Consider the following 25,577-nt stretch of genomic DNA (forward strand, 5'->3'; position numbering starts at 1 on the left):
GAACTCCGGCGCAGTTACGGTCTGGACCGTAAATGACGTAACGGAGGTAGACCGCGTGCGGACCACAGCGGAACTCGAGGAGCGGCTGGCGCGGCCGGGCGCCGCCCTCGTCGACGACCTGAGCAGGCTCGACGGCGACATCCTGATCCTCGGCGCGGGCGGCAAGCTCGGCCCGAGCCTGGTCCGGCTGGCGCTCAACGCCACGCGTGGAGACCGGCGGATCATCGCGGTGTCCCGGTTCTCCGAACCCGGGCTGGCCCGGGCACTCCAGGACGACGGCGCCACCGTGGTGGCCGCCGACGTGGCCGACGAGGGGGCGCTGCGCGACCTGCCCGACGCGCCGAACGTGGTGTTCCTGGTCGGCGCCAAGTTCGGCACCGAGGGCCGGGAGCACGCCACCTGGTTCACCAACGCCTACCTGCCGGGCAGGGTCGCCGACAGGTTCAGGGACGCCAGGATCGCCGCCCTGTCCACCGGCAACGTCTACCCGCTGGTCCCCGTCGGCGGCGGCAGCACCGAGGGCTCGCCGACCGGGCCCGTCGGCGACTACGCGATGAGCTGCCTCGGCAGGGAGCGGGTGCTGTCGCACTTCGCGGAGGCGTACGGCACGCGCATGTCGCTGCTGCGGCTCAACTACGCCGTCGAGCTGCGCTACGGCGTGCTCGTCGACCTGGCCGGGAAGATCCTGGCCGGGGAGCCGATCGATCTGGCCACCGGCCAGGTCAACGTGGTCTGGCAGGGCTACGCCAACGAGGTCGTGCTCCGCTCGCTGCTGCTCGCCGAGTCGCCGCCGTACGTGCTCAACGTGACCGGGCCCGAGCTGATCTCGGTCCGGCAGGCGGCGCTGGACCTCGGCGCGGCGCTGGGCAAGGAGCCGGTGTTCAGCGGCGAGGAGGCGCCCACCGCGCTGCTGTCGAACGCCGGCAAGTGCCACCGCCTGTTCGGCTACCCCGAGCTGACGCCCGCCGAGCTGATCGAGCACACGGCGCGCTGGGTGGCCGACGGCGGCCCGCTGCTCGGCAAGCCCACCAAGTTCGAACGCCGTGACGGCCGCTTCTAGCCGCGTGCCCGGCCCATTGACCCGAGGGGGATCCGACGTGCTCAGCACGATTCCAGAGGCGCAGACGTCCGTGCGCGAGCTGTTCAGGCGCGGCCTGGTGATTCCGGCGCACCCGCTGGCGCTGACCGAGGACCGGAAGCTGGACGAGCGCCGGCAGCGGGCGCTGACCCGCTACTACGTCGAGGCGGGCGCGGGCGGGCTGGCGGTGGGCGTGCACACCACGCAGTTCGCCATCCACGGCACCGACCTCCTGCCGCCGGTGCTGGAGCTGGCCGCGCGGACCGCGGGGGAGTACGAGCGCGAGGTGCTCCTGGTGGCGGGCGCGACCGGGTCCACGCGGCAGGCCGTGGCGGAGGCCGAGCTGGCCAGGTCGCTCGGCTACCACATGGTGCTGCTGAGCCCGTGCCGGGAGCTGGGCGAGGACGGGCTGATCGAGCGGGCGCGGGCGGTGGGCGAGGTGCTGCCGGTGATCGGCTTCTACCTGCAGACCGCGGTCGGCGGACGCCCCTTGTCGCGGAATTTCTGGACCAGGTTGGCGGCGATCGAGTCCGTGGTGGGCATCAAGGTCGCCCCCTTCGACCGCTATCGCACCCTCGACGTGCTCCACGGCGTGGTCCGGGCCGGTCGCGCGGCCGAGGTCGCCCTCTACACCGGCAACGACGACCACATCCTGGCCGATCTCGTCACCACCCACCGGGTCGTCGTGGACGGGCACGAGGTGGAGATCGAGTTCGTCGGCGGGCTGCTCGGTCAGTGGGCGGTATGGGTACGGCGGGCGGTCGAACTACTGGAGGAGGCCAAACTGGCCCGCTCGGGCGACAACACGGCCATGCGACGGCTGCTCACCCTCGACGGCCACCTCACCGACGCCAACGCCGCCATCTTCGACTCGGCCAACGGCTTCCACGGCTGCATCCCCGGCATCCACGAGGTGCTGCGCCGCCAGGGGCTGCTGGCGGGCCGCTGGTGCCTGGACCCGGCGGAGGAGCTCTCACCGGGCCAGCTCGCGGAGCTCGACCGGGTCTGGGCCGCCTACCCCTGGCTACGGGACGACGACTTCGTCAGCGCCGGTCTGTCGCGCTGGCTCGCCTGATCCTCATGCGAGCCGGCGGCGCCGTCCCCGAGGCGGCCGTCCCCAAACCGGCCGTCCCCGAGTCAGCCGTCCCCGAGCCCGCCGCCTCAGAGTGTGAGGCGGTACAGGGTCAGGGGGCGGCCGCTGGAGCCGCTGGTGAGGTTGCCCGTGCGCTCGGCCAGTCCGGCCAGCTCCAGCCGGTGCAGCATGCGCCGGGCCGTGCGCTGCTGGACGTCGAGGCGGTCGGCGATCTCCCTGGTGGTGAGCGGCTCGTCGCCCGCCGCCGTCCGCGCCTCCAGCAGCCGCTCGATCGTCGCCACCGACAGCCCCACGCGGCGGGCGATGACCGAGAGGTTGCGCTCCGACTCCGGGACCCCGGCCACCGACTCCAGGACGATGTCCGTGTCGGCGCGCAACGACAGCACCGCCGCGATGTCGCCGATGCGCCGGGCGCGGGCCAGGGCCCGGCGGGCCAGGCTCTCCGCCTCCGCCGCGCTGCGGCCCAGCCCGAAACCCACGCGTACCACCTGGTTCTGCGCCGCGAGGCGGCTCAGCATGGGCAGGCCGGTGAAGCCGCCCGTGGCGTCGTGCAGCGGGCCCCGGGTGGTGACCAGGAGGTGGGTGCCGCCCCGGAAGGCGGCCAGCGTGCCGCCCAGCGCGGTGGCCTCGCGCAGCAGCCCCTCCTCGTTCTCGACCTCGATCAGCCCGAGCGCGATCTGCGCGTCCTCCTGCGCCTGCCCCTCGGCGGTCAGCAGCAGCTGGCGCAGCGCCACCCGGACCGAGTGGACGGAGGGCGCCAGGCGCAGCACGTGCATCTCGCCGCGCAGCGCCTCGTGCACCGAGCTCAGGCAGGTGATCACCGGATGGGCGGGGCCGCGCCGGTGGAAGGCGATCGCCTTCTTGGAGGTCATCTCCGGTCGGTAGGGCAGCGTCCTGAGCGTGTCGGCGGGCAGCCCGGCCTCGGCGAACGTGGCCACCACGTCGGCAGCGGGCAGCGTGTCGATCGACAGCCCGGTGACGTCCTGGCCCTCGTGCTGCAGGCGTACCAGGGCGCTGAGCAGCGTCGCGCCCGAGTAGTCGACGAACGCGGCGGCCCGGCTCAGCGCCTCGGCGTCACGGGAGAGCATGTACGGGACGATGCCGGTGAACAGCCACCCTTCCACGGCGGCGGCGTGCGCCTCGACGATCGCGGGCGCCTGCGACTCGTGGTCGTAGTCGAGGCGCAGCGCGGTGACACCGGGCTGCTCCTCGCAGATGGCCGCGACGTCGTCGACCAGATCATGCGGGCCGACGACCCCGATGACGATTCCCACCCACGCCTCCCTCTCACTCATTTCGGTCAAGACCGCAATTATATCTTGTGAGGTGCCCCTGTGAAGTTCCCGTCGATGGCCGAGGCCGCCGGCCGTACGCTCGGCGACGAGGAGGTGGCCGCCGCGGCGCGGGTGATCCGCTCGGGCATGCTCAGCTCCGTCTGGGGGACCGAGACGCGAGCGCTCGAACGCGAGGTAGCCGCACTGTACGGCGTGCGCCACGCGGTCGCGTGCAGCTCCGGCACCGCGGCCCTCCATCTGTCGGTCGTGGCGGCTGCGCCGGACCCCGGAGACGAGATCATCACGACGCCGATCACCGACTTCGGGACCGTGGCCCCCATCCTGGCGCAGAACGCGGTCCCTGTCTTCGCGGATGTAGATCCCTCGGACGGCAATCTCGACCCCGGTGCGGTGGCCAAGCTGATCGGCCCCCGGACTCGGGCGATCATGGCCGTGCACCTGTTCGGCGCGCCCGCCCGGGTGGCCGAGCTGCGGGCGCTGGCCGACGAGCACGGCCTCGCGCTGATCGAGGACTGCGCCCAGGCGTGGCTCGCCGAGCTGCCGGACGGGCGGCCGGCGGGCACGGCGGGCGACGTCGCCACCCTCAGCCTGCAGCAGTGGAAGCACATCACCTGCGGCGACGGCGGCCTGGCGCTCACCGAGGACGACGAGCTGGCGCGCCGCATGCGGCTGTTCGCCGACAAGGGCTGGGACCGGGCGGCCGGGCGCTCGCACGCCGGTTTCGGCCTGAACTACCGCATGACCGAGCTGCAGGCCGCCGTGGCGCGGGCCCAGCTCGCCAAGCTGCCCGGCGTGGTCGCGGCCCGCCGGAGCACGGCCGTACGGCTGCTGGACGCCCTTCAGGGCCTGCCAGGGGTGCGGCTGCCGCGCCCGGAGGGGCACGCCTGGTGGCTGTTCCCCATCGTGCGGCCCGAGGGTGACGCCCGGGAGTTGGCCGCGCACCTGGCCGCGGCCGGGATACCCGCGCGGGCCGGCTACCTGGAGGAGCCGCTGAACCGCGCCCCGCTGTGGGATCGGCCCGTCTACGGCTCCGCGCGCTACCCGCTCGACGGCTACGTCCCGAACCCGTGTCCCGAGGCCGAACGCCTGGTCGCCGAGACGCTGCTGATCATCGACTGGAACGAGAACTACACGGCCGAGCACGCCGACGCCGTCGCCCGCGAGATCACCCGCTTCACCGCGAGTTGACCCGGTGACCGTAGTTACGTTCAGGTATCGCCCATTGACCGCACGAGGTCCCGTCATTAGGTTTCGGTCAGGACCGGTATTACTCGAAAGGAATCCGCCGATGAGGAAGACAGCGGCACTCGGCCTGGCGGCCACCCTGGCCCTCGCCGCCGCCGGGTGCGGATCCAGCGGCTCGGACAAGAGCACCGTGACCCTCTGGATGTACCCCGTCATCGGGGACCAGGCCAAGAGCCAGGCGTTCTGGGCCAAGGTCGAGAAGGACTTCGAGGCCAAGAACGCGTCGATCGACATCAAGATCGACCAGCAGCCGTGGGAGGGCCGTCAGGAGAAGGTCACCACGGCACTGGTCTCGAAGAAGGGCTTCGACCTCGTCGTCCTGGGGCCCGACCAGATCCCGCAGTACGCCCAGCAGGGCACCGTCGAGGCCGTCGACGACGTGGTGGGCAAGGACAAGGCCTCCTACCTGCCCAGCGCGCTCACCGCGCTGACCGTGAACGGCAAGCTGTACGGCGTGCCGATCTACCAGACGATCACCGCGCCCATCTACAACAAGAAGCTGTTCGCCGAGGCGGGCGTCGACAAGGTGCCCGAGACGCTGGCCGAGCTCAAGGCGGCGGCGCCCAAGCTGGCCGCCAAGAAGGTCGCCGTGCTCGACTACCCCGGCAAGCCCGAGGTCAGCCTCAACCAGAGCTTCTACCCCATCCTGTGGGCCAACGGCGGCAGCGTCTTCGCCCCCGACGGCAAGAAGGTGGCCTTCAACGGCCAGCAGGGCGTCGACAGCCTGCAGTTGCTGCTCGACCTGAAGGCCGCGGGCGGCCTGCCCGAGGACGCCGCCAGCAAGGGCAACGAGATCGAGGGCGGCGCCCTGGCCAAGGGCAAGAGCGCGATGTACCACGCGGCCACCGCCCTGCAGGCCACCCAGCTCGGTGCCGCGATCGGCGCCGAGAACGTCGGCATCGGCCTGCCGCTGGAGGGCACCAAGCGGGTCGCGTTCGGCATCCCCGGCGCCCTGGTGCTGGCCAAGCACGCCGAGAACAAGGACGCGGCGAAGAAGTTCGCCACCTACCTGTCCTCGCCCGAGGTCGCCGCGAGCCTGGCCGCGGAGTCGGGCTTCTTCCCCGCCCGTACCGACGTGACCGTGCCGGGACAGTCGGCCGCGGCCACGGAGTTCGCCAAGTCGCTGCAGTACGCCTTCCCCGGTGACACCCACCCGAAGGCCCGCCAGGTGATGGGCGTCATCGCCCCGCACATCCAGGCGGCCCTGCTCGGCAAGGAGGACGCGAAGACGGCGCTCGACGCGGCGGCCAAGGAGGCCGACGCGCTGCTGGGCAGCGGCGGATAGGGATGCGCCAACGCCTGCGTGACCCGGTCACGGGCCTGCTGTTCGTGCTGCCCGTGCTGGTGCTCTTCCTGATCTTCCGGATCTTCCCCGCCCTCGGCGCGGCGGGGATGAGCCTGACCAACTGGAACATCGGCGGGGAGTGGAGCTTCGTCGGCGCGGACAACTACGCCCGGCTGCTCGACGACACGATCTTCTGGACGAGCCTGCGCGTGACGCTCGTGTACGTGGCCGTCTATGTGCCGCTCACCCTGCTCGTGTCGCTGGGCACGGCGTTGCTGCTGAACCAGGTCGTGTTCCTGCGCGGCCTGTTCCGCGGCATGCTGTTCCTGCCGTACGTGACCAGCTTCGTGCTGGCGGGCGTCATCTGGCGGTGGATCTACGAGTTCGACGGCCTGATCAACGGCGTGCTGGGCAAGGCGGGGCTCGGCCCGGTGGCCTTCCTGGAGCAGTCGTCGCTGGTGCTGCCGGCCCTGGCCGTGGTGTCGGCCTGGAAGGGCTTCGGCTACTCGATGCTGATCCTGCTGGCCGGGCTGAAGGCGATTCCGGGCTCCTACCTGGAGGCGGCCCGGGTCGACGGGGCCTCGGCGTGGCAGCGCTTCCGCCGGATCACGCTGCCGCTGCTGAAGCCCGCGCTCTTCTTCGTCCTGGTGATCGAGACGATCAGTGCCTTCCAGACCTTCGACACCGTCTACGTGATGACCGGTGGCGGTCCCGCCAGGGCCACCTACACCCTCATCTACGGCATCTACGACCACGGCTTCAGATCCTTCGACTTCGGCTACGCCGCCACGTGGGGGATGGTCCTGTTCGCCCTGGTGCTCATCGTGTCGCTGATCCAGCGCCGCTTCCTGGACCGGGGGAACACATGACGCGCACGCGGCAGAGATGGCCGCTCGTCGCGCTGCTCGGCGTGCTGTCGGTGCTGACCGTCAGCCCGTTCGCCGCCATGCTGGTCGTCGCGCTGTCGCCCGCGGGCGCGCCGACCCTGCCCGCGCAGTGGCCGGACTCGCTCACGCTCGACAACCTCACGCGGGTGCTGTCCGCCTCCGGCTTCGTGGGGTGGACGGTCAACTCGCTGGTGTACTCCGTGGTCTCGGTGGTGATCATCCTGCTCACCGCCTCGATGGCCGGGTACGCGTTCGCCAAGAAGCGCTTCCCCGGCCGCCAGGCGATGTTCTGGACGTTCCTCGCGACCATGATGGTGCCCTTCCAGGCCACCCTCATCCCGACGTTCGTGCTGGTCAACAGCCTGGACGGGGTGGACACGTTCTGGGGGCTGATCGTGCCGACGCTGGCCAACTCGCAGGCGGTGTTCCTGATGCGCCAGTTCATCATGGGGCTGCCCGACGAGCTGTTCGACGCGGCCAAGGTGGACGGCGCCTCCGAGCTGCGGGTCTACTGGACGATCGTGGTGCCGCTGACCCGGCCCGTCCTGGCCACGCTGGGCGTGTTCGTGTTCCTGTGGCACTGGAACGACTTCCTGTGGCCGCTGGTCGTGGGGCAGAGCGACGCCACGCGTACGCTCACCGTCGGCCTGACCACGCTGCGGACCGAGGAGATGCAGCTGTCGGTGCTGATGGCGTCGGCGGCGATCTCCGTGGTGCCGTGCCTGCTGGTCTTCTTCCTGTTGCAGCGGTACCTGGTCAACAGCATCGCGATGACTGGGCTGAAATAAGCTCTCTCGGGTGGATATTTCGGCACAAGTCCTCCGTGATCGTCTTCGCGGCACGCTGCTCGCCGCCGCGGCCACCCCCATGACGGAGTCGGGCGAGGTGGACCTCGGCGTGGTGTCGCGCTACCTCGCCGGGCTGGTCGAGGACGGTGCAGACGGGCTGGCGGTGCTCGCGCACACCGGCCGCGGGCCGTACCTGACGCCGGACGTACGCGCCGCCGTGATCGAGCGCGCGGTCGCGCTCGGCGTGCCGGTCATCGTCGGCGTCGGCGGCGCGCCGGAACAGGCCGAGGAGGAGGCTCGGGTGGCCGCGAGCCTCGGCGCCGATGGCGTCCTCGTCTTCCCCACCGAGGGCGACCGGCTGGGCGGTCACGAGGCGATCTGGCGGGCGGCCGGCATCCCCATGATCGCCTTCGACCTCTACACCCGGCCCTGCCCGGCCGACACCATGCGGGACCTCCTCCGGCATCCCGGCGTGGCCGGGATCAAGACCGCGCTGCTGTCCGACGCCATGGGCTGCCAGCGCGCCATCACCCTCGCGAGGGAGACGGGCAGGCTGGCCATCACCGGTGAGGACCGCATGTTCGGCCCGTCGCTCCTGTGGGGCGCCGAGGCCGCGCTGGTGGGCCTGGCGGCCGCGTCGGTCTCCGTCACCGCCGGAGTCATGGCCGCCTACCGAGGTTCGGACCTGCGGGCCTTCGACGCGGCGTCGGGCCGCCTGGACCGCCTGGCCGCGGCCACCTTCACCGAGCCCATGGAGGGCTACGTGCAGCGCATGCTGTGGCTCGCGGCGGCCGAGGGCCGGATCCCGGAGTCCCACGCCCACGACCCCTACGGCCCGTCCCTGCCGGAGCAGGAACGGGCCGCGGTGGCGAGGGCGGGGGGCTACCTCGCCATGTAGGCGTCGGCGACGGTCTGCGTGACGGCGCTGCCGTCCTTGCCCTTCGCCTCGGCCTTGATCGTGATGCTGCCGGCGGGGTTGACCACCAGGACCTTGTAGGAGTCGCCCGAGCCCGGCAGGACCAGGGCCGGCGTCCAGTGGGCGCCCTTGTCGGCGGAGGTCCAGACCCGCAGCGCGGACGCGCCGCCCTCGGCCTTGACGGTGAACGCGAAGGGGCGGCCGGCCGCCACGGTGTCGTTGCCCGGCAGGTTGAGCTCGTACCGGAGCTGGATCAGCGGCAGCCGCGCGCACGGCTGCTTGTCACCGAAGAGCAGGCCGTCCAGGCACTGGTACGGGGCGCTGTCCTTGGCCGGGCGGGCGGATCGGAACGTCCAGGTGGACTCGACGCTGCTGCCCGCGTGCTTGCCGGTGAACCCGTCCTTCCACACATTGGTCAGCCGGTACGTGCCCGACCCGGCAGGCACGCCGTAGTAGGGCAGGCCGATCTCGTCGTACTGGGGCTGCACCTCCGTCTCGCCGCTGAACAGGTGGGTCTGCTCGTCGCCCGGCGCCCCTACGTAGGTGTGGCTGGGGTCGGAGGCGTCCGTGTAGTAGCCCAGGCCGGCCGGGACGAGCGCGCGCACCCGCATCCGGTCGCCCTGGCGGCAGCCGTCGCAGAACACCGACGGATCGAGCCAGTCCGGCCGGTCAGGCCCGGCGGTGATCTGGGTGGGCATGAGGGCTTCGTTCCAGTTCTCCCGCTCCTGGCCGGCGCGGACGAAGGCCCGCTCGGAAGTGGCCAGGCGGGTGAGGTCCGTGGCGGGGTCACGGAACTGGTAGTCGCGCTGCCACAACACCTCGCTGCCGGTCGTGTTGTAGTACTCGGTCCTGGAGACGGGCACGTCGAACAGGTGCGAGCCGCGGACGCTGAGCGGCTGGACGGGGATGAAGGTGTGGTTGACCTCGTTGAAGCTCGGGTACGCCCCCCACCTCCCGGCCTTCTGGGGGAACTCGGCGTGGTAGGTGGTGTCGATCGCGGTCAGGTCGCGGGCCTTCGGGGCGAAGGTCAAGCGGTCAGCGGTGGTGCCCTTCACGTAGTAGGCGAGCTTGTACTCGAACGGGCTGGTCGGCTGGACGGTCAGCTTCCCGGCCGGGTACGGCTTGCGGGCCATGGCCTTGCCGAGGGCGTCGGCTTCGGCGCTGTCGAGCCACAGGAGGGGCAGCTTGTTCTGGGCGAGGTAGGCGTCGGCGCTGAGGAGCCAGGCGAAGCGGTCGTTGGTGATCACACCCGCGGCCCCGCCCTTGATCGCCGTCTCCATGTCGGTCAGGAGGAGCTGCAATGAGTCCCTGGCGGGGAGGTAGACCAGCTTGCCGCGTACGTCCGCGCCGATGGGCGTCAGGCTCAGCCGCTGGTCGGCGGCGAACTTGGGCACCAGCGCGTCATGCTCACTGACGTAGTGCGGGTGCAGCGACAGGCCAGGCACGCTCAGCGAGACCTCCGGCGCCCGCCGGATCTGGTCGAACAGGAACGTGAAGGTGCCCACGGTCGGCTTGGCCGTGACCGGCGTGACCCAGTAGTTTCCGGTGATGGCCGGTTCGTAGCTCAGCAGCGAGGCGCCGGCGTACATCTGCCCCGAGGCGGTCGTGCGGACGTTCATCACGTTCAGGAACACCGGCTCCGACTCGCGCGGCGTGCTGATGCGGAGCCGCTCGGTCTTCGTCGCGTCCAGGGTGATCGTGGTGTCGCCGGTGAGCTTGGTCTCGGGGGCGATCAGCAGGCCGTACTGGAGCTGGTGGGCCGGCATGGTGTACCACCACGGCTGGGCGCTGACGGAGTAGATGCCGCCGTGGGCGAGCTTCACGTCCACCTCGACCGTGCCGGGCACGTCGGTGGTCCGCCAGTTCTCGGTGGTCACGGTGCGCGGCTCGCCGGCCAGAATCGGATCGGTGTCGTTGACCCTGATCACGGCCAGCGGTCCGGGGTTCAGCCTCGCCCACTCGGGCTTGCCGACGAGCTTGACGTGCACCGTGTCCATCTGGGCCTGCTTACGGAAGGCGATGGGCGCCGTCAGCCGGTCGGTCCCGGCCGTCGCCGTCAGCCGGCCCTCGTACCAGCCGGGGTCGCCGAGCTTGGGCTCGATGGTCAGGTCCGCCGCGGCGGTGCCACCGGCGGGGACGGTCAGTGACGACGGCGTGATCGTGGCCATCCCGGCGGGCGCCTGCGTGCCGTCGTGCGCCAGTGCCAGTGACAGGGCCAGCGTGACGGGGGCCTTGCCGGTGTTGCGGTAGGTCACCTTCTTGGTGAGCGTCTGGCCGGTGTACGGGTCGGTGAACCCGGCCGACACCGCCGACAGGTCGTCGAAGACCTGCTGAGCGACGGCCCGGCCGATGTCCAGCCGCCCGGCGCCCTGGTCGTACGGCGAGGTGGCGTCAAGGGGCTGCGCGGTGCCCACCAGGGCGGTCTTGAGCTGGTCGGGCGTCCAATCGGGATGCTGGGCGGCCAGGATGCCCGCCGCGGCGGCCACGTGCGGCGTGGCCATCGAGGTGCCGGACGCCGCCGTGTAGTTGTCGTCGATCGGGCCGCCGCCCGGGACGCTGCTGCCCTCGCCGAGCGAGGTCCCGGCGGCGCGGGCCGCGATGATGTTCACGCCGGGTGCGGTGATCTCCGGCTTGATCGCGAAGTCGTCGCTCAGGCGCGGGCCGCGGCTGGAGAACGACGCGATCTTGTCGGCGGAGTCGACCGCTCCGACTGTGAGGGCCGAGGTCGCCGCGCCGGGCGCGGCCACCGTGAACCGGTCAGGGCCCGAGTTGCCCGCCGCGACCACGAACAGCGTGCCGTACTCGGCGGTCAGGTCGTTGGCCGCCTGGCTCAGCGGGTCGGTGCCGTCGGTCGCGCCGTTGCTGCCCAGGCTCATGTTGACCACCCGGGCGTGCTCGGTGGCGGCCTGCCACTCCATCGCCGCGATGATCTCGGAGTTGTTGCCGCTGCCGGTGTCGTCCAGCGCCTTGGCGATGGTCAGCCGGGCGCCGGGCGCGACGCCCTTGTAGCGGCCGTCGGACGCGGCGCCGCTGCCCGCGATGATGCCCGCCACGTGGGTGCCGTGGCCGAACTTGTCGGAGACGTTGGCCGGGTCGCCGCCGCCGGGGCGGCCGGCCGGGACGAAGCTGCGCGCCTCGGCGATCCTGCCCTGAAGGTCGGGGTGCCGGGCGTCGATGCCGGTGTCGATGATGCCGACCGTGGCACCGGTGCCGTCGTACCCGGCGGCCCACGCCTTCGGCGCGCCGATCTGCGGGTTGCTGACGTCGTCGAGCGCCTTGGCCTTCCCGTCGAGCCACACCTTGCGCAGGCCGTTCTCGAGGGCGGGGCTCGCCTTGGCCGTCGCCTCCAGGTTCGTCTCTCCGGTGACGGACTGCCAGAAGGCTCCGGCCTGCTTCTTGTCGACCTTCAGCGCGGCGCCGTCGATGCTCTTCAGGACCAGCGGCTCCGCCCCGCCCTTCAGCGACCGGGCCTTGCCCGCGACGTCGCCGGACTTCACCTGCGGCTGGTACTGGACGATGAGCGGGAGCCGGTCGGCCTTGGCGTCGCCGTAGCCGTTGGCCGCCAGGTAGTCGAGGTTGAACAACTCCTTGTCCAGCAGGCCGCTGCTGACGTAAGGACCGGCGTCAGCGGGGATCACGTAGTAGCCGTGATCGTCCTGCTGGGCCTGGTAGTTCGTCGCCTCGTGGCCGTCGCGGGGGTCCACGACGACCGCCGCGCGGCCCGCGGCGTCCTTGGAGTAGGTGACGGTGTCCCCGGTGACCAGGGTGATCTTGACGGGCGCCGTCCCCGTCGCCTTGACGGCGGCGGGCGCGTTGGCGGACCCGTTGGCGGGCGCCTCGGCGGGCGCGGCGGTCGGCGCGGCGGTGGCCGGCTCGGCTATGGCGACCAGCGGCACCGCCAGCGCGAACGCGAGTAAGGCCCCGAGACCGCGGCGCCGGGGGGTGGACAGCATGCGCACGGCATTCTCCTGTGCGGTGGAGATCGTTTCCTCGCTGACCTAATCTGGGAATTAGTCAGGGCACAAGTACGCCGGAGGGGCTAAAACCCGCCAGGTGGCGGTATCCCGCCATCGGTCAGAAGGGTGCCGCCATGCTCGAAGCGATCGGCCTGTCACCGGCCGAGAGCCGCCTGTACACGATGCTCGTCGAGAATCCGCGGTCATCGGCCGCCGAGCTCGCCACGCACTGCGGGGTGTCGACGCCGCTGGCCGCGCGCACGCTCGCCGGATTCGCCCGGCGCGGTCTGGCCAGCCGCCTGCCCGGCCGCCGCGCCAGGTACGTGGCGGTCGCGCCGGACATCGCCATCCGGCCGATGCTCAGCCGCCAGGAGGAGGAGCTGCACCAGGTGCGGACGGCCATCCACGAGCTCACCACGTCGTTCCAGCGGGCCTCGCGCTACGCGGCGCATCCGGCCGAGCAGGTGGAGGTGGTCATGGGCACCGACAACATCATCAGCCGGGCGTACGCGCTCCAGGACAGCGCGCAGAGCATGTTCCGCAACATCGACAAGCCCCCGTACGTCATGCCGGACCACTCGAACAACGTCGAGCGGGAGCAGCGGATGATCCAGGCGGGCATCGACTATCGCAGCGTCTACGACCTGGAGGTGCTGGCGATGCCCGGCCGGCTGGAGCTGATCCAGGACGCGGCGGCGCGCGGCGAGAAGGCGCGCGTGGTGGCGGACGCGTCGGTGAAGATGTGGATCGCCGACGACGCGCTGGCGCTGATCCCCATCCGCAACGGAACCTACTCGATCGACGCGGCGTTCATCCTGCACCACTCGGCGCTGCTGGACGCGCTGATCGCGCTGTTCGAGCGGGAGTGGCTGCGCGGCTTCCCGTTACGCGCGGTGCCCCGGCCGCCCGCCGACGGTCCGGACGAGCTGGCCAGGGACCTGCTGGCGCTGATGGCCGGGGGACTGACCGACGAGGGCATCGCGCGGGCGCTCGGGCTCGGGCTGCGTACCGTGCAGCGCCGCATTCACGACCTCATGCAGGACCTCAACGCCATCACCCGTTTTCAGGCGGGGATGGCGGCGAGGGAACGCGGCTGGATCTGACTGGCTTGGCTCTTGGCTCTTGTTCTGACGGGTCAGCGGTGGCCTGAGATGGCGATGCGGACCAGGTCGCGGCCGCGCACGCCGTACAGGGCCTTGCCGGAGGGGTCCAGGGCCAGCTTGGGCTCGCCGCCGAACCACTGACCGGCCAGACCCTCGACGATCGTCTTCGCCGTGAACGTGACCAGGTCCAGCTTGTACACCTTGTCGCCGTCGGTGCAGTAGGCGACGCGGCCGGTGACGAACAGCTCGCCGCCCTTGGCGCCCACCTTCAGCGTCCTGGTGACCTTCTTGCGGATCAGGTCGAACTCGAACACCTCACCCGTGCTCGCCATGCCGTACAAGGTGATCGGGCCCAGCGCGAGGGAGGAGATGGACCGCGCGCCCGCGATCGGCTCGATCTGCCACAGCAGCTTCCGCTTGACCAGGTCGAACGCCGCCAGCCTGGCGCTGGTGGTGACGGGCGGCAGCCCGAGGCCCTCCTGGGTGGTGGTGCCGAGGTAGGCGGTGCCGAGGCGGGTGGCGACGGAGTAGACGGTCTGGCGCTCGACGGCGGGACGGTAGGTCTCGTACGTGCCGGTGCGCGGTGAGTAGAGCGACAGCGCGCCGTTCATGTGGCCGGGCTCCGGCTGCGTGGGCATCACGACCAGGCCCGTGCGCGCGTCATAGGCCAGGTCGCGCGGCCGGTCCTGCTGGTTGCCGGTACGCGCCAGCAGCTTCGGCTCCGCGTCGCCCGGCCGGTAGGAGTAGAGCGCGGCCTGGGTGTAGACGCCGAGGTAGGTGGTGCCGCCGACGGTCATCAGCGTCTTCGGCTCGCCCGAGATGCCCAGCCTGCTCACCTTGCCCGTGGCCAGGTCGTGGACGTCGGCGCCGCCCTTGCCGCCCACGTAGACGCGGCGGCCGTCGGAGTGGACCGACATCGGCTCCTCCGGCGCCGCCTTGAGCCCGCGCTGCACCAGATTGAGGTAGTCGAGGGTGCCCGTCGCCGGGTCGTACACGAAGACCGCGCTGTCCTGGATGCCGTAGACGCGCCCCTCGTGGGCCAGCAGCCGGTGCGTGAGCGCCTCGAAGTACGGCACGCCGAGCACTTCCAGCTTGCCCGTGGCCGGCTCGTAACGGTAGAAGGTGCCCGAGGGGCGGCCGGAGAAGTAGACGTGGCCGTCGTGGATCAGCACCGCGACGACGTACTTCTCACCCGGAGCCGTGGCCTTGACCACCTTGTAGTCGCCCGGCGCGGCCTTGTCGAGGACGACCAGCTCGGCGAGGGAGTTCATGCCGCCCGCTATGTGGGTGTCGGAGATGTTCATGCTCGACACCCAGTCACGGTCGGCCAGGGCGGCCGGGAGCAGCTCCCGCTTCTCGCCGGTCGCCCGGTCGATCGCGACGAGGTGGGCGTGGGAGCCGACGCCCGCGTAGACGTACTTGTCGTCGGCCTGGATGCTGCGTACGTACGCCTCGCCCGGGGCGGGCCGGCCCAGGTCGCGGCTGGTGCCCGTGGCCGGGTCGTACTCCCAGACGCGGCCCGGCTCCGACGTGCCCATGTAGACCTTGCCGTCGGGGGAGGAGGCCATGGTCCAGATGTAGTGGTCGGGATATTCGGCGACCTTCGTCACCTGTCCCGCGACGGTGTCGATGCGGTACAGGTCGGAACGGGCGTGCGTGCCCACGTAGACGTCGGTGCCCACCCGGCACATCGCCCAGACGCCCACGCCGGTGGGGATGTCGAAATGGGTGGTGACCGAATCCTTGGCCAGGTCGTAGGCGCCCACCACGTTGGGAGACAGGCCGCGGGAGCCCACGTACAGGACGCCGCCGACGAACTCACCGTTGCCCAGCGGGCTGGCGACGCTCGCGGGCCCGAGGCCGGTGACGGTGCCCTCGGGCTCGCGGCTGCTGGTCTCCTGGCCGGATCGGGCTTCGGCGGTCCGGGCCTGCATGACCGGTACGGCGGTGAGGGAGGCGGCCGCGGCGGCCGCTCGCAGGAAACGACGACGGGGGATCATGTGCGGCTCCCTTGGTGAAGTTTCGCCGCACGCTATAACGGCCCGGGCCGTAATGTCCAGATCGGGCTTTAGGCCGTCTCCAGGCCGAACAGCTCAGCCGCGTTGCGCCACGCGATCCGCTCGGCCGTCTCGCCGGTGAGGTTCGCCGCGGCGACCGAGCCGAAGGCCGACGACGGGTCGATCAGCGTCGCGTCGGTGCCGAACAGCAGTTGGCGCGCGTCCACGTTCGCCGCCACCTCGGCGATGCGGCCCGCCGGGGCGTGGGACCAGCAGGGCTCCAAGTAGAGGCGGTCGCAGGCGCGGGCCGCCTCGATCGCGTACCGGAACCCGTCGGCGCCCATGTGCCCGGCGATCACCCGGAGCCCCGGCGTGTCGAGGCAGACCTGGGCCAGGTCGAGCACCGAGCGGCCCCAGGTGTGGACCAGCGCCGGGCAGCCGGCCGAGGCGACCAGTTCGAGGGCGTCGCGCAACTGGGGTGAGGTGGCGGGGGAGCCCGTGTAGTCGGTGTGGATCTTGACACCGACGAACCGGCCGGTCGGCAGGTATTCGGCCAGGTCCCGGACCGCCTCCTGGAGCCTGCGCGGATTGATAGTGACATAGCCGTACAACCGACCCCGGCCGCCTCCCCGCCCGCCGTCCGGGCTGTCTCCGCGCCCGTTGTCTGGGTCGCCTCCGCGCTCGCCGTTTTCGCCGTTTGCCTGGGCGTTCAGGGCCGTGGCCAGGGCGCGGTTGCCCGCCGGAGCGTCGTAGATGACCGCCTCGGTGGACGACACGATGGCCCGGTCGATGCCATAGCGGTCCATGGTGGCGAGGGTCGCCCCGGCCACGTCCATGGTGAAGAACCAGGGGCCCCAGTGGGCGTGGACATCGATGATCATCCGAGTAGCCTCCTGGCGTTGCCGCCCGCCACGGCGGCCACCTCGTCGGGCTTCAGGCCGCTGGTCGCCAGCCTGAGCAGCGGGACAATGGGTTCGTAGTGGGGGGTTCGTGAGCCGTACAGCAGTCGCTCGGCGCCGATCTCCGCGGCGACCGTCTCCAGCGCGTCGGGGGAGTTGAGCAGGCGGGTGGAGGTGTGGAAGCCGGGCTCGTCGGCGGCGGCCACCAGGAAGTCGCCCAGATGGTAGAAGTGCGTGTCGAGGAAGACCACCCTGGCCTCCAGCCCGGCGAACGGCTGCCAGAACCTGCGTACGTCGCCACCGGTCAGCACCGTCATGTCCAGCCGCGCCGCCCGACGGGCGACATGCCGCACTGACGGGAAAGCGGCCTCCACACCCTGTTCGTCCGGAAACAGCCGGACCGCCCGGACGCCCGCGGCCGCGAGACGGTCCATCTCCCGCCCCGCCCGCAAGGGGTCCCGCAGATCCACCACCCCGACCGGCACGAACGCCACCGGCGCTCCGGCCGTCGGCCCGCCTGGCGTCGCCCTTCCGTTGACCACCGCCAAGGCATCGGCCGCCGCCAGGTCGTCGGGCGCCGCCAGGGCGAGGGTCGCGTCGTTGCCCGAGCGTACGTCGAAGAGTGCCGCGCGCAGGCTCGCCACCGCCCCCGCCCGGATCCGGTGCGCCGCCAGCATCGCCCGTACGGTGGCCGGAGTCCCGGGCGGCCCGTCGCGGTCCGGGTAGGCGCCCACGAGCACGTCGACGTCCAGGGCCACCTCCAGCCCACCGATCAGCCCCCAAGCGTCGAACGCCATACCGGCCTTGTCCTTAATCGCCATGCGCCCAATCATGCCATTGACGAACAGAGCGCATAAGATTACGGTCGGGGCCATAATTGCTCAGAAATGAACGCGAGGCCCACATGCTCCGCTCACTCATGGTCGTCGTGGCCGGCCTGTTACCCGCCCTCCTCACAGCCCCCACCGCCGCCGTCGCCGCCACTGATTGTGCGAGCCCGGCGGTGGAGACGTTCGGACCGGCGTCGGTCACCGGCGCGATCGTCGGCGCCGTCGTCCACGAAGGACACGCCTACGTCGTCGAACGCGGACCCAAGCCGCCCGTACTGGCGGAGATCGACCTGGACACCCGCAAGGTCGTCAGGAGCGTCACGCTCCCCGACGGCCCGGCCGCTGGTGAGGCGGAGGGTGGCTGGGCCACCGCCGTGTCCGGTGGCAAGATCTATGTCGGCACGTACCCGGTCCCCGACCTCTACAGCTTCGACCCGGCGACGGGTGAGGTGAAGCGCCTGTACTCGTTCGGGAAGAACGGCGGTTTCGTCTGGAGCCTGACCGCGGCGCCCGACGGCACCCTCTACGCGGGGACGTACCCGGACGGCAAGGTCTGGGAGTACGTCCCCAGCACCGGCGCGGTCCGGAACTTCGGCGTACTGGCGCCCGGCGAGCGTTACGTCAGAGCCATCGCCGCGGACGCCGACCACGTCTACGCCGGTCTGCTCGACAAGGCCCAGCTCATGTCGATCGACCGGGCCACCGGCGCGGTCACGCGGCTCGCCACCGGCCCCACGGGGTTCGGCGCCGTCGCGGAGCACGGCGACCGCGTGTTCGCGGCCAGCGGCGGGACCCTCATCGACGTGCGCAAGGACGGCACCGACCTCCGGCAGCCCGCCCTGGCGGAGGGCAGCCTCGACATGCTCACGGTGGCCGCCGACGGCACGGTCTACGCCACCACCCGCCCGGACGGCGCCGTCTACCGCTACCGGTCCGGCGACGCCACGCTCACGAAGATCGCCGACCCGCCGTCCCTCGGCGACGAGACCAGGCGGCTGCAACTGCTCGACGACAACACCCTCTTCGGCGTCTCGGGCAGCGGTGGCATGTGGTGGCTCGACCTGCGGACGGGCAAGTCGGAGTTCGTGGACCTGATCGACGCCGGAATCCCCGCCGGCGCCGAACGGCCGCAGAGCATGCTGCTCGTGCCCAACCGCGCCCTCTACATCGGCGGGCACTTCTCGATGGAGGTCCGCGACCTGCGTACGGGCGCCAAGCGCAGGTTCCGCCTGCCCGGCGAGCCCAAGGACCTGGTGCGGCGCGGCAACAAGATCTACGCGGCGATGTACCCCAGCGGGCAGATCCTCTCCATCGACATCCGCACCGACCAGGTGCGCGGGCTCGGCTACCTGGGCCACGACCAGCAGCGGCCGTGGGACATCGAGTACGACCCGCTGACCGACAAGCTGCTGGTGGCCTCCGCGCCGCTCGGCGCCAAGCTGTCCGGCGCCCTGTCCGTGGTCGACCCGGACACCGGCAAGATGGACGTCTACGTGGACGTCATCCCCGGCCAGAGCCTGATGAGCCTCTCACTGGGCGCCGGCGTCGTCTACCTGGGCGGCGACGTGCTCGGCGGCGGGGGCACCCCGCCGGTCAAGACCTCGGCGTCCGTGGCGGCGTTCGATCTGAGGAAGCGCAAGGTGCTCTGGCAGGTCGATCCCGTCGCCAATTTCCGTACGTTCCAGGACATCAAGGTGCACAACGGGCTCCTGTACGGGGTGTACAAGCGCGACTCGGGCGCCTGGATCGCGATGAGCCTGGCCACCAAGAAGGTGGTCAGCCAGGGCAAGCTGGCCGGCTATGGCGAGCTGACCGTGCATCGGGGCAAGGTGTTCGTGTCCACCTTCTTCGGCGGCGGCAACGCCTACGAACTGGGCACCGACGCCAAGCTGCTGGCCACCGGCCTGGGCGACGAGTGGTACACCAATCCCCAGCTCCACTTCGAGCCCGGCAGCTGGCGTGCCTGGGCCCTGGTGGGCCGGAACCTGGCCCGGATCAGGCTCGACCCCGGCTGCCCGCCCTTGACCATCCCGGCGACCGCTGGCTAGATTTCGGTCTGTGCCGAAATCAGTGATCGATGCCCACCGGCTGATCGGCCCCGTACCGTTCGACGACCTGCCGTCGGACCCCGGGCCCGAGATGGACCGGCTGGGCATCGACCAGGCCTGTGCGACCCACACGCTCAGCCTCTACTCGGACGCGCAGGCGGGCAACGAGGCCCTCCTGCGGCTGGACGACCCCCGGCTCATCCCGGTGCCCGTCGTGGTGCCCGGCGTGACGGGGGCGTCCGCGCCGGCCGAGCTGCACGAGGTGCTGGGGTGGAACGTCCGCATGATCAGGCTCTGTCCAGAACGCCACCGCTTCGACCTCACCGGCCCGATCGCTCTGCGCTGGCTTGCCGCCCTCGGCCTGTCCGTCGCGATCGACCTGGAGGAGACCTCGCCCGCCCAGCTCGGCACGCTGATGGAGCGGCTGCCCGAGCAGCGCGTCCTCCTGCTCAACCCCGGCTACCGCCGCCTGCGCGCGGTGGCCGAACTGATGGCGGAGACCCGCCGCCTCTGGCTGGAGATCGGCACCGTCAACACCCAGGGCGGCGTCGAATGGCTCGCCCACCGGTTCGGGGCCGACCGGCTGGTCTTCGGTACGGGCGCGCCGATCGCCGACGACTGCGGCCCCCGCTTCCTCCTCGACCACCTCGACCTGGAGCCGTCCGCCGTCGACCTGATCGCCGCCGGTTCGTTGAGCGGGCTGATGTGACCGTCCTTCCTGAGCGGGCCGATGTGGACCCCCTCCCTGAGCGGGCCGACGTGATCCTCGACGCGCACGGTCACGTCGGCGACTGGCCCGACTTCCTCATCCCCGATCCGTCCGCGGAGGGCCTGGTGGCCACGATGGACCGGATCGGCGTCTCCGCGATGGGCATCAGCCACCTGCTCGCCGTCGGCCCGGACGCCGTACGCGGCAACCGGCTGGCCGCCGAGATCGCCGAGCGCTTCCCCGGCCGGTTCGGCGTCTGGCAGGTCTACAACCCGCATCGCCGTACGCCCCTGACCACGGAGAGCGTGTGGGGCGTGAAGCTGCATCCCGACGTGCACCAGTGCCGTCTGGACGACCCGCTCTACGAGCCGGTGTGGGAGCTCGGCCGGCCCGTGCTCGCCCACGCCCAGACCGATTCGCCGTGGAGCGATCCCGCCCAGTTCGCCGCCGTCGCCGCCCGCCGTCCGGCGGTGCCGCTGCTCATGGGGCACACCGGTCTCTGGGCGTACGGCTTCGCCCGCGCCGCGCGGCTGGCGGCCGACCACCCGAGCCTCTACCTGGAGACCTGCGGCTCCAGGATGACCGGCCGCTGGATCGCCCGCCTCGTGGACATGATCGGAGCGGACCGGGTGGTGTTCGGCTCGGACGCCTGCTTCCTGGACCTGCGCACCGGCTTCGGCCGCATCGCCCTCGCCCCGCTCACCGACACGGACCGCACCCTCGTCCAGGGCGCCAACCTCGCCCGCCTCCTCGCTCTCCCTCAATAATCCCCGCCCCGCCCCACCCTGAGCCGCCGGCTCACCCCAATACGCCCCGCCCTGAGCCGAATCGAAAGGGACGCTCCCCGTGACCCTCGCCCTCCACGGTGGTACACCGGTCCGCTCGGCGCCCTGGCCCGCGTGGCCGCCGCCGCTCGACCCGGCCCAGCGCGCCCTCGTCACCGAGGTCCTGGAGAGCGGCCGGTGGGGAGCCACCCAGGGCGGTTCCACGGTCACGGACCTGACCGCCGCGTTCGCCCACAGATCCGGCGTGCCGTACGGCGTGGCGGTCGGGAACGCGACACTGGGCCTGTTCGCCGCGCTGAGAGGCATGGGCGTGGGGCGGGGCGACGAGGTGATCGTGCCCGCCTACACGTTCGTCGCCTCGGCCACGGCGGTGCTCCTCGCCGGCGCCACGCCCGTGATCGCCGACGTGGACCCGGCGGACCTGCACCTGTCACCGGAGGCCGTCGAAGCGGCGCTGACGGGCAGAACGGCCGCCATCATGCCCGTCCACCTGGCCGGCAGCCCCGCCGACATGGACCCGCTCAACGCGGTGGCGGCCCGCCACGGCCTGGTCGTGGTCGAGGACACCGCCCAGGCGCACGGCGCGACGTACAAGGACCGCCCGGTCGGCGGCCTGGGCGACGCCGGGGTGTACAGCTTCCAGGCGAGCAAGGCCATGACGGCGGGGGAGGGCGGCCTGATCGTCTGCCGCGACGAGACCGCGTACGAGGCGATCTGGTCGGTCTGCAACCTCGGCCGCGAACTCGGCGGCCAGTGGTACGGCCACCCATCGGTCGGCTGGAACCTCCGGCTCACCGAGATCCAGGCCGCCCTCCTGCTGCCCTGGCTCGACCGCCTCGACGCCGAGATCGACCGCCGCGAGGCTTTCTGTGCCGCCGTCGAACGTGAACTGGCCGCCGAGTGGGGTGCGACGCACGGCGGTGAATCGGCGGGTGCGGGCTCGGGCTCGGTGAGTGTGGTGCCGCGGCCACCGGGTACCACCCGGGACTCCCGCCATCTGCTCATGCTCCGCTTCCACGAGCCAGTGGACCGGGAGTTCCTGCTGGCCGCGATGGCCGCCGAGGGGGTGCCGCTCGAAGGCGGGTACCCGCCGCTCGGGACGATGGCGGCGCTCGTTCGGGAGGGCGCTCGGGCGGAGCCGTGCCCCGCCGCCGAGGCGGCGGCTCGGGAGGTGGTCTGGGTCCGGCAGTCGATGCTCATGGACGATCCCCGCCACGCCGCCCACCTGGCTGAAGCCCTGGCCAAGGTGCTGGCCGCCATGCCGCCCGCCGGTGCCGACGGCGCGGCGCCCGTACGACCTGGCCGGGCGTGACGTCGTGTCGGCCCTGCCCATAGGCGGGACGCCTTGCAGGACCGGATCTACTTTGTAAAGGCGGCGGCCGTCCAGGCCTCCAAACCCCCCAGGACCGTCATCCGTGCCCGCTTCTACCGGTACGAAGTCCCTCAAAGGAGGTGGAAAGGCGGGCCTTGCGCGCAGCCGGGCGGAGTGTTGTTGCCGCTGACGTCGAAATCGGCGCAGGTGAGGAACAGGTGATTGAATTTGCCGAGCAGGAAGGCCAGGATCCCGACCGCGATGGTGACGGCGATTGCCCGCAGCCGGTGCAGTTCGGGGAGCTCGGCGTAATCGGGCAGCAGGATTCTCGACAGAAGCCATGCCAGGGCCGGCGCGCCGGCCAGGGTGAGCACCACCTCGAAGTAGTGGAGGTAGCGAACCCCGTGAGTTCTCGGCGCGATGAAGGCCAGCACGATCCACGCCGAGGGCAGCATCAGGGCGACCCACCCTGCCCAGTGCAGTGCGCCTCTGACGCGTAGCAGCAGGCCCGAGAGCAGCACCGCCGCGGCCACGGCCCAGATGCCCAGCACGGCGTCGAAGAAGATGGCGTCGTACGCGCCGAGCGTGAACGCGGGCCACCAGATGGCGAGTGTGCCACCCGCCGATGCCGCCGCGGTGGCCCGGAAAGTGGGGTCGATGTCGGAGAAACCACGCTTCCCTTTCGGGCTGGGATCGCCGGACGCTCCACCGACCATGTTCACTCCGACCACTCAACACCAGGCACGACGCACGCCCACTGCTCGTCAATATAAAGACGTGCGGCGCATTCCCGGCCCGGCAACCCACCGGCCTACCGAGAAATGACCATGACACCATGCACTACATGGGACCGTCGCGGATCCTCGCCGTACGACACGGCGAAAGCGAGGCGAACGCCGCCTACCGGCGGGCGGGCGACACGCCACTCGTCTACGAACGTGGTGACGACGAGGTGACCCTGACGGCCCTGGGGCGGCGGCAGGCCGGGGCGCTCGGGGAGTTGCTGGGGGCGCTGCCGGAGGAAGAGGCGCCCGAGGTCGTGTGGTGCTCGCCCTACGTGCGTGCGCTCGACACCTGGGCGAGCGCCTCGAAGGTGTGGCGGACGTTGCCGGTGACGACGGACGAGCGGCTCAGGGATCGGGAGCGGGGGATGCTCGCTCCGTACAACGAGGCGGAGATCGGGCGGCGGCATCCCGAGGAGCTGGCGCGGTGGCGGGCGGCGGGGGACTACGACTATCGGCCGCCGGGCGGTGAGTCGGTGGGTGACGTGGCGGTACGGGTGCGCGCGGCGGTCGGTGAGCTGGGCGCGCGGGCCGCCGGGCGGCGGGTGCTGATCGTCGCGCACGACACGGTGGTGCTGGCCCTGCGGCATGTGATCGCCGAGACGCCCGATGCCGACGTGGCCGCCATGGCTGAGTTCGCTCCTGTGCTCAACGCGTCGGTCTCGACGTGGCGGGCGCTGGACGGGCGCCTTGAGCTGCTGTCCTTCAACGACATCGACCACCTGCGGTCCTTTGACGACGTCAACCACCCGCGGTCGTTCTGACGAGATCGGCCCGGCCCCGCGTGTCGTCGGCGTCGAACCATTCCTGCTCGGTGGCGAACCACACGCGCCACCGCGGCTCCAGCTCCGGCCCGTCGCGCTCGATCACCCGGCGCAGCCGCACCTCTTCAGGCGCCTCCACCCAGATGGTGAACGCCAGGAGGTGGGCCGCCGATCTGCGGGCCGTGCCCACGCCTTCGATGATCAGGACCGGTGCGGCAGGGACCGTGATCAGGTCGGTGTATTCGCCGCGTACCCAGTCATAACGGCGGAACGCGCCCGGGAGTCCGCGCTGGAGCGGGCGGAGCACCTGCGTGTCGAGGGCGTCGAACCAGCCGCCGGGGCCCTCGTCCCACGGGACCGGGAAGTCGTCGCTGTGCACCACCTGGCAGCCGAGTTCGGCCGCCAGTTCGCCCGCGTACGTGGTCTTGCCCGATCCGGCGGGGCCGTCGACGGCGACCAGCCGGACCGGCCCGCACGACGGATCGAGCGCCTGAATGCGGCGGGCGGGCGATTCCACGGGTCCCAGGGTAGGTGAAGGAGACACGCAGCCTGAAAGACTACTCTTTCGCCACGAACGCAATTCTGGAGGCTGACCTTGCCCGGACCCCTTGGTGACATCGTGGTGCTGGATCTGTCCAGGGCCTTGGCGGGCCCGCATGCCGCTCAGATGCTCGGCGATCTCGGCGCGCGGGTGATCAAGGTGGAGCATCCAGATGGAGGGGACGAGTCCCGGGGCTGGGGGCCGCCCTTTGTCGGGCCGGATCACGATATTTCCACTTATTTTCTGGCGGCGAACCGTAACAAGCAGTCCATCGCCATCGACCTGAAGTCCGCGGAGGGCAGACAACTCGCCGAGCGCCTGGTACGCCAGAGCGACGTGCTCATCGAGAACTTCCGTACCGGCGTGCTCGACCGCCTCGGCTTCTCCGTCGAGCGGTTGCACGAGCTCAACCCGCGCCTGGTCATCCTGTCGATCACCGGCTTCGGCCACGACGGGCCCGAGGGCGGCCGGCCGGGCTACGACCAGATCGCCCAGGGCGAGGCGGGCCTGATGTCGCTGACGGGCCCCTCGCGTGACGAGCCGTACCGTGTGGGCGCGTCCATCGCCGACCTGCTCGCGGGCATCCACGGCGCGTACGGCGTGACCGGAGCCCTGTACGAGCGCGAGCGGACCGGCAGGGGCCGGGTGGTGCGTACGTCGCTGCTGGCCGCCGTCACCGGTGTGCACTCCTACCACGGCACGGCCTGGACCGTGGGCGGCCAGGTGCCCGGCGCGAACGGCAACCACCACGCCTCGATCGCCCCCTACGGCGCCTTCCATTGCGCCGACGGGATGCTGCAGATCGCGGCGGCCAACGACGGCCAGTGGAAGAAGGTCGCCGCCCTACTGGGCATAAACCCAGATGTGGCTAAATATGCGACGAACAGGGAGCGATTCGCCCACCGGGATGAGCTGATCGCCGACATGGAGAAGGCTCTGGCCGCGCACGACCGCGGCCACTGGCTGGCCAGGCTCGGCGAGGCGGGAGTGCCCGCGGGCGCGATCCGTTCGATCGACGAGGTCTACTCCTGGGACCAGACCCGCTCGCAGGGCCTGGTGATCGAGGTGGACCATCCCGTCCTCGGCCGCATCGAACTGCCGGGCCCCCCACTGCGCTTCGAAGACGACACAGAGGAGAGTGGCCCCGAAGAGAGTGGCGCCGAGGTGACGCACACCGCGCCGCCCGCCCTGGGCCAGGACGGCGACGCCGTGCTCAGCTGGCTGGAAGAGCGCGAGGGGTGATGCGGATCCGATGGCACCGGCG

General features: G+C 71.3%; 21 protein-coding genes. 14 read left to right on the forward strand and 7 right to left on the reverse strand.

Features of this window, described 5'->3' with window-relative positions; genetic code table 11:
• Positions 1–55 precede the first annotated feature (55 nt).
• On the forward strand, positions 56–1,060 hold the full coding sequence (locus tag LDL49_RS03580) for an NAD-dependent epimerase/dehydratase family protein (RefSeq protein WP_225289414.1): 1,005 nt from the start codon (positions 56–58) through the stop codon (positions 1,058–1,060).
• A gap of 37 nt (positions 1,061–1,097) precedes the next feature.
• Positions 1,098–2,153: a dihydrodipicolinate synthase family protein gene (locus LDL49_RS03585; protein WP_225289415.1), complete on the forward strand. Its 1,056-nt coding sequence runs from the start codon at positions 1,098–1,100 to the stop codon at positions 2,151–2,153.
• An 86-nt stretch (positions 2,154–2,239) separates the two neighbouring features.
• Here the strand turns inward: LDL49_RS03585 and LDL49_RS03590 are convergent, their stop codons facing one another.
• A complete protein-coding gene (locus LDL49_RS03590) occupies positions 2,240–3,466 on the reverse strand; it encodes a hypothetical protein (RefSeq protein WP_372470340.1) in 1,227 nt (408 codons plus the stop codon).
• 39 nt (positions 3,467–3,505) lie between these two features.
• Between LDL49_RS03590 and LDL49_RS03595 the strand changes: the two genes are divergently transcribed.
• From LDL49_RS03595 to LDL49_RS03615, 5 genes are all read left to right on the forward strand, one after another.
• Positions 3,506–4,654, forward strand: coding sequence for a DegT/DnrJ/EryC1/StrS family aminotransferase (locus LDL49_RS03595; protein ID WP_225289417.1), 1,149 nt, complete (start codon positions 3,506–3,508; stop codon positions 4,652–4,654).
• Positions 4,655–4,754: 100 nt separating this feature from the next.
• Entirely contained in the window at positions 4,755–5,996 is a 1,242-nt protein-coding gene (locus LDL49_RS03600) for an extracellular solute-binding protein (RefSeq protein WP_225289418.1), read from the forward strand.
• Positions 5,997–5,998: 2 nt separating this feature from the next.
• The gene (locus LDL49_RS03605) at positions 5,999–6,865 is read left to right on the forward strand and encodes a carbohydrate ABC transporter permease (RefSeq protein WP_225289419.1); all 867 of its coding nucleotides are present in this window, start codon (positions 5,999–6,001) and stop codon (positions 6,863–6,865) included.
• Positions 6,862–7,671, forward strand: coding sequence for a carbohydrate ABC transporter permease (locus LDL49_RS03610; protein ID WP_225289420.1), 810 nt, complete (start codon positions 6,862–6,864; stop codon positions 7,669–7,671). The genes LDL49_RS03605 and LDL49_RS03610 overlap by 4 nt, the downstream gene beginning before the upstream one ends.
• A 10-nt stretch (positions 7,672–7,681) precedes the next feature.
• Positions 7,682–8,569: a dihydrodipicolinate synthase family protein gene (locus LDL49_RS03615; protein ID WP_225289421.1), complete on the forward strand. Its 888-nt coding sequence runs from the start codon at positions 7,682–7,684 to the stop codon at positions 8,567–8,569.
• Here LDL49_RS03615 and LDL49_RS03620 read toward each other — a convergent pair.
• The gene (locus LDL49_RS03620) at positions 8,554–12,540 is read right to left on the reverse strand and encodes a S8 family peptidase (protein ID WP_225289854.1); all 3,987 of its coding nucleotides are present in this window, start codon (positions 12,538–12,540) and stop codon (positions 8,554–8,556) included. The genes LDL49_RS03615 and LDL49_RS03620 overlap by 16 nt on opposite strands.
• Before the next feature lie 137 nt (positions 12,541–12,677).
• On the opposite strand from LDL49_RS03620, the gene LDL49_RS03625 reads away from it, so the two are divergent.
• On the forward strand, positions 12,678–13,646 hold the full coding sequence (locus tag LDL49_RS03625; RefSeq protein WP_225289422.1) for a helix-turn-helix domain-containing protein: 969 nt from the start codon (positions 12,678–12,680) through the stop codon (positions 13,644–13,646).
• A 32-nt stretch (positions 13,647–13,678) separates the two neighbouring features.
• Here the strand turns inward: LDL49_RS03625 and LDL49_RS03630 are convergent, their stop codons facing one another.
• The 3 genes from LDL49_RS03630 to LDL49_RS03640 all read right to left on the reverse strand — a co-directional run bounded on the left by LDL49_RS03630 (position 13,679) and on the right by LDL49_RS03640 (position 17,363).
• Positions 13,679–15,646, reverse strand: coding sequence for a hypothetical protein (locus LDL49_RS03630; RefSeq protein ID WP_225289423.1), 1,968 nt, complete (start codon positions 15,644–15,646; stop codon positions 13,679–13,681).
• 68 nt (positions 15,647–15,714) lie between these two features.
• Positions 15,715–16,524 (reverse strand): amidohydrolase family protein, encoded by an 810-nt coding sequence (locus LDL49_RS03635; protein WP_225289424.1) that lies wholly within the window; start codon positions 16,522–16,524, stop codon positions 15,715–15,717.
• Positions 16,521–17,363, reverse strand: a complete 843-nt coding sequence (locus LDL49_RS03640) for an amidohydrolase family protein (RefSeq protein ID WP_225289425.1) — start codon at positions 17,361–17,363, stop codon at positions 16,521–16,523. The genes LDL49_RS03635 and LDL49_RS03640 overlap by 4 nt, the downstream gene beginning before the upstream one ends.
• 83 nt (positions 17,364–17,446) lie before the next feature.
• Here LDL49_RS03640 and LDL49_RS03645 point away from each other — a divergent pair, with 83 nt between their 5' ends.
• From LDL49_RS03645 to LDL49_RS03660, 4 genes are all read left to right on the forward strand, one after another.
• Positions 17,447–19,420, forward strand: coding sequence for a PQQ-binding-like beta-propeller repeat protein (locus tag LDL49_RS03645; RefSeq protein ID WP_225289426.1), 1,974 nt, complete (start codon positions 17,447–17,449; stop codon positions 19,418–19,420).
• A gap of 10 nt (positions 19,421–19,430) precedes the next feature.
• Entirely contained in the window at positions 19,431–20,129 is a 699-nt protein-coding gene (locus LDL49_RS03650) for an amidohydrolase family protein (RefSeq protein WP_225289427.1), read from the forward strand.
• On the forward strand, positions 20,126–20,896 hold the full coding sequence (locus LDL49_RS03655) for an amidohydrolase family protein (protein ID WP_225289428.1): 771 nt from the start codon (positions 20,126–20,128) through the stop codon (positions 20,894–20,896). Before LDL49_RS03650 ends, LDL49_RS03655 begins: the two co-directional genes overlap by 4 nt.
• Positions 20,897–20,975: 79 nt before the next feature.
• Positions 20,976–22,226, forward strand: a complete 1,251-nt coding sequence (locus LDL49_RS03660; RefSeq protein WP_225289429.1) for a DegT/DnrJ/EryC1/StrS family aminotransferase — start codon at positions 20,976–20,978, stop codon at positions 22,224–22,226.
• A gap of 131 nt (positions 22,227–22,357) precedes the next feature.
• On the opposite strand, the gene LDL49_RS03665 is transcribed toward LDL49_RS03660, so the two are convergent.
• Positions 22,358–22,942, reverse strand: coding sequence for a hypothetical protein (locus LDL49_RS03665; protein WP_225289430.1), 585 nt, complete (start codon positions 22,940–22,942; stop codon positions 22,358–22,360).
• Positions 22,943–23,061: 119 nt separating this feature from the next.
• On the opposite strand from LDL49_RS03665, the gene LDL49_RS03670 reads away from it, so the two are divergent.
• Positions 23,062–23,772: a histidine phosphatase family protein gene (locus LDL49_RS03670; protein WP_225289431.1), complete on the forward strand. Its 711-nt coding sequence runs from the start codon at positions 23,062–23,064 to the stop codon at positions 23,770–23,772.
• Here LDL49_RS03670 and LDL49_RS03675 read toward each other — a convergent pair.
• Positions 23,750–24,289, reverse strand: a complete 540-nt coding sequence (locus tag LDL49_RS03675; protein WP_225289432.1) for a uridine kinase family protein — start codon at positions 24,287–24,289, stop codon at positions 23,750–23,752. The two genes, LDL49_RS03670 and LDL49_RS03675, sit on opposite strands and share 23 nt — an antisense overlap.
• Before the next feature lie 78 nt (positions 24,290–24,367).
• On the opposite strand from LDL49_RS03675, the gene LDL49_RS03680 reads away from it, so the two are divergent.
• Complete coding sequence (locus LDL49_RS03680) at positions 24,368–25,555, forward strand: CaiB/BaiF CoA transferase family protein (protein WP_225289433.1); 1,188 nt, start codon at positions 24,368–24,370, stop codon at positions 25,553–25,555.
• Positions 25,556–25,577: the final 22 nt, after the last annotated feature.

Origin of the sequence: Nonomuraea aurantiaca (assembly GCF_020215705.1) — a bacterium.
GTDB lineage: Bacteria > Actinomycetota > Actinomycetes > Streptosporangiales > Streptosporangiaceae > Nonomuraea > Nonomuraea aurantiaca.